Genomic DNA, 1137 nt, shown 5'->3' with positions numbered 1-1137 from the left:
TGCCTTTTTGACACCAGTTCACCAGTCTGATTTTGTAACTGGCAACTTGGGTTAATAGAGCATGGCGCATCTGTAGAAGTTCATTTAGCAGCTTTTTATGGAAATATAGATACAATCAGAGCTTACTTATCTCAAGGAGGTAATATTCATAAAAGATGTAATTCAGGTTTATCCTTACTCCATTTAGCGGCACTTAATGGTCAACTAGATACTGTAAAATTTTTAATTGAAAATAATGCAAATCATAATGCTCAAGATAGTAAAGGTGAAACTCCAGTACGTAAGGCTATAAGGAGAAATCACTGTGCTGTAGTGGACTTTATGATTGATAGAGAAGATTTGATAAATGCTAACGAAAAAAAAGCTTTACTACATTATGCAGCGTTTGATAACAGTACAGAAGTTGCAAAACTTTTGATAGCAAGAGGTGCAGATGTGAACGCACAAATAAATACAGGAACTCCTTTACATCGTGCTGCTGCAAACAATAGTAGAGAAGTTGCAAAGCTTTTGATATCAAATGGTGCAGAACTTAATATTTTAGATACTTTTCTGGGACAAGCACCATTGCATAGAGCAATTGAATGGGGAAATTTAGAAGTAGCAGAGTTGCTTATTCTGAATGGAGCAAATATCAATGAAATATCTCGTTCAGGTGAATCTGCTCTTCACATTGCATTAAACAAATATAACAATTCTATTTTTAATAAAAAACGCCGCAATTTGTATAAAGAAATTATCCATATGCTGCAAAAATATGGAGCGATAGACTACAATTACGGAGATTGATAGTAAGCAGAAATGTTGAATCCTAATACAAAACTTTACATATCTAGTTGCACTAGCTCTAAAAAAATTAAATGACTCAACAAAACATAATCTCCTCAAACCAATGAACATAACTGATTTTCTGACACATACAAGATTGTAAATAGCGAAGTTTATCTAATAGCGTATGTCCCCATTGTTGTGGGATAGATAATATCTGTAAAATTAGATAGGCTATTAAACTAACGTAAATTTGTATAGTGATACCATTGACATTCTTAGTAATTAATTTGTCAAGTTTTAAGTGCATTTTTAAAACTTCCATAACAATTCAACTCCCCAACGTAATCGATAAATATCCCTAATTTC

General features: G+C 32.7%; 1 protein-coding gene and 1 pseudogene. One reads left to right on the top strand and one right to left on the bottom strand.

Annotated features, from left to right (window positions below):
- Window positions 1-54 precede the first annotated feature (54 nt).
- Entirely contained in the window at window positions 55-789 is a 735-nt protein-coding gene (locus BV372_RS37505; RefSeq protein ID WP_086686418.1) for an ankyrin repeat domain-containing protein, read from the top strand.
- A gap of 76 nt (window positions 790-865) precedes the next feature.
- Here the strand turns inward: BV372_RS37505 and BV372_RS10325 are convergent.
- Window positions 866-1137, bottom strand: a pseudogene (locus BV372_RS10325) (transposase); the annotation flags it as partial.

This window comes from Nostoc sp. T09 (genome assembly GCF_002154695.1).
GTDB lineage: Bacteria > Cyanobacteriota > Cyanobacteriia > Cyanobacteriales > Nostocaceae > Aulosira.
The sequence above is the reverse complement of the archived record's forward strand: the minus strand, read 5'-3'. Positions and strand labels throughout refer to the sequence as shown.